1 protein-coding gene is annotated in these 3684 nt (G+C 71.0%); it reads left to right on the forward strand.

All coding sequences use genetic code 11. The features are described from left to right. Nucleotides 1–363: 363 nt before the first annotated feature. A complete protein-coding gene (locus tag ACOJTC_RS17855; protein ID WP_420117729.1) occupies nt 364–3582 on the forward strand; it encodes a ThuA domain-containing protein in 3219 nt (1072 codons plus the stop codon). The last annotated feature ends 102 nt before the right edge of the window (nt 3583–3684 follow it).

Here is a 3684-nt window from a genome sequence, read left to right on the forward strand (position 1 = left end):
CGGGCGCCGCCCCCCGGGCCGGCGCCGGGGGGGGGGGGCGCCGCCGCCCCCCCCCCCCCCCCCCCGCCCGGGCCCGCCCCGAGGAGTCCGGGCCGCCCGGCGGCCCCGGACACCACCGGGCGTGCCGCCCCGGCGGGCCCGTACCACCTGATCACCTCTTCCGACCCGTGACCCCGGGCCGCGCTGCCGCGCGCCCCCGGCACGGGCCCCGGCCGTACGCAGCTCCCCGGTCGGCGAACCGCACGGGGTCGGGACGGCGTAGTCCCGTCCCCACCGGAGAGCGAGACGCGGCACCGCACCACCCGGGTGGCCCCGGCACCCGCCCGGAGCAGGCAGCACATCGTCCCCCACCGGAGGAACCAGATGGCAAGATCGGTACACCGATGGCTCGCCGCGATCGCAGGGGTCGGGATCGTCGTCCCGCTCGCCGCGACCGCTCCCGCGTTGGCCCAGCCGGCCCAGGACCCGACAAGCGTCCTGGTGTTCACCAAGACCGACGGTGAGCGTCACCCGTCGATCGACAAGGGCGTCAACGCGATCCGCACCCTGGGCAAGGGCAACGGCTTCACCGTCGACGTCACCCAGAACTCGACCGCCTTCTCCGACGACAACCTGGCCAGCTACGGCGCGGTCGTCTTCCTCAACACCACGGGCGACGTGCTCAACGGCGGCCAGGAGGCGGCCTTCGAGCGCTACATCCGCAACGGCGGCGGCTACCTCGGCGTCCACGCCGCGGTCGAGGCCGAGCCGTCGTGGACGTTCTACCGCGACATCGTCGGCACCACCGCCGCCGGCACGGCGTCGAGCGGGTCGGCCAGCATCGACGTGGCCGACCGGGCGCACCCGGCGAGCAAGCCGCTCGCCCGGCAGCTCACCCTCAACGACCAGTGGTACAACTTCACCACCAACGTCCGGGGCACCGCGCACGTGCTGGCCACGGTGGACGAGAAGAGCTTCACCGGCGGCACCATGGGCTACGACCACCCGATCTCCTGGTGCAAGGACTTCCAGGGCGGCCGGTCGTTCTACACCGGACTCGGTGACAGCGCCGACACGTACGCCAACTCCGCGTTCCGCAAGCACCTGCTCGGCGCGATCCAGTGGTCGGCCGGCATGGTCCAGGGCGACTGCGGCGCCACCGTCAAGGCCAACTACGAGAAGGTCATCCTCAACGACGAGCCGGGCGAGCCGATGACCCTGTCGGTGCTGCCCGACGGTCGGGTGCTGCACAACACCCGGGCCGGCGAGATCCGTCTCTACGACCCGAAGACCGGCGCGAGCCCGGTCATCACCACCATCCCGGTGTACCAGCACGACGAGGACGGCCTCCAGTCGGTCACCGTCGGCCCGGACTTCGCCACCGACAAGTGGGTGTACGTCTACTACGCGCCCAAGCTCGACACCCCGACCACCGACGCGCCGGTGACCAGCACCGACCCGAACGCGTGGGACGCCTACAAGGGGCACAACCAGCTCTCCCGGTTCAAGTGGGTGGAGGAGCCGACGCCGCACCTCGACCTGGCCAGCGAGCAGAAGATCATGAAGGTCGACACCGACCGGGGTGTCTGCTGCCACGTCGCCGGTGAGATCAAGTTCGACGGCAAGGGGCTGCTCTACCTGGTCACCGGCGACGACACCAACGCCGGTGGCTCGGACGGCTTCACCCCGATCAACGAGTCGCCGACCCAGGGGCCGGGCTACGACGCCCAGCGTTCCGCCGGCAACACCAACGACCTGCGGGGCAAGGTGCTGCGGATCAAGGTGAAGGCCGACGGGTCGTACAGCATCCCGGCCGGCAACCTGTTCCCCGAGGCCGAGGACCGCGACGACAAGACCCGCCCGGAGATCTTCCTGATGGGTCTGCGCAACCCGTTCCGCTTCGACGTGGACTCCCGGGGCTTCGTCTACATCGGTGACTACTCGCCGGACTCGCAGGTGCCGAACGCGGCCCGGGGGCCGGAGGGCACCGGCCGGTGGATCGCCGCCAACAAGGCAGGCAACTACGGCTGGCCGTACTGCTACTCGCCGACCCTGCCGTACATCGACTACGACTTCGTCACCAAGCAGTCCAAGGGCGCGTTCAACTGCGCCGCACCGGTGAACGACTCGCCGCGCAACACCGGCCGTCGGGTCCTCCCGCCGGTGCAGGACCCGCAGCTCAACTACACCTTCCGGGCGACCACCACCTGCGCCGAGGCGTACCTGAGCACCCCGCCCGGCACCTGTGAGTTCCAGTGGCCGGTGCTCGGCACCGGTGGCGTCGGCCCGATGGGCGGCCCGGTCTACAAGTACGACGCCGCGCTGGACTCCGCGACCAAGTTCCCGGAGTACTACCACGACGCGGTGGTCTTCGGGGAGTTCACCCGGGACAAGATCTTCATGATGCGCACCAACGGCAGCGGCAAGCTGGTCGGGGTGGAGCAGTTCCTGCCGGGCTTCGTCTTCGACAACCCGATGGACATGGAGTTCGGCCCGGACGGCAACCTCTACCTGCTGGAGTACGGCGACGGCTTCTTCCGGGCCAACCCGGACGCCGCGCTGTCGGTGATCCGCTACGCCAAGGGCACCCGGGCGCCGGTGGCCGAGCTGAAGGCCACCCCGACCTCGGGTGCGGCGCCGCTGACCGTGCAGTTCTCCGCCGAGGGCTCCTACGACGCGGACCCGGGCGAGACCATCACCTACGCCTGGGACTTCGACGGCAACGGCACCACCGACTCGACCGACCGGGACGCGTCGCACACCTACACCACCGTCGGGGTGTTCACCGCCAAGCTGACGGTCACCGACACCAGCGGCAAGACGGCGGTGCTCACCCGCGAGATCACCGTGGGCAACACCGCGCCCACCGTGAAGGTCACCTCGCCGCTGTCGGGCACGTTCTTCAACTGGGGTGACACCGTGCCGTGGACGGTCACCGTGACCGACCCCGAGGACGGCCCGATCGACTGCAGCCGGGTCACGGTCTCCTTCGTGCTCGGCCACGACACCCACGGCCACGGCATGAGCGACGCCAACGGCTGCTCGGGCTCGTTCGAGACCCCGGCCGACGGCGCCGACCACGCCGGTGGCTACCTGTACGGCGCGATCAGCGCCACCTACACCGACAAGGGCGCCAACGGCCAGCCGGCGCTGTCCTCGCTCGACCAGATCGTCCTGCAGACCTTCCGGCAGCAGGCCGAGTTCGCCCAGGTCCAGCAGGGCGTCACCCTGGCCAACACCACCGACGCCGGTGGCGGGCAGCATGTGGCCGGCATCGACAACGGTGACCACATCGCGCTCGACCCGATCAACCTGGGCGGGATCGACAAGATCACCTTCCGGTACGCCGGTGGCTCCACGGCCACCGCCGGAACCCCGCGCGGCATCGTCGAGCTGCGGCTCGACTCGCCGACCGGCGCGCTGGTGACCAGCGCGACGCTCAACGCGACCACCGGCACCAGCGCCTGGGCCAGCCAGACCTTCCCGGTCAGCCAGGCAGCCGGTACCCACGCGCTCTACCTGGTCTTCAAGCCCGTCTCCGGCGGACCCACGACCAGCCTGTTCAACCTCAACTGGGTGGAGTTCGGCGGCCCGACCTCCTGACGTCACCCTCCGGTCGCCGGGTGCGCCGCTAACACCGCCTCCCGGGCGCGGCTGTGGACAGGGGGGTGACCCGCGGTCGGCCCGGCGGGCCCCCCCGGGTGA

The sequence above is a fragment of the Micromonospora sp. genome (genome assembly GCF_048594385.1).
Taxonomy (GTDB): Bacteria; Actinomycetota; Actinomycetes; order Mycobacteriales; family Micromonosporaceae; genus Micromonospora; species Micromonospora wenchangensis.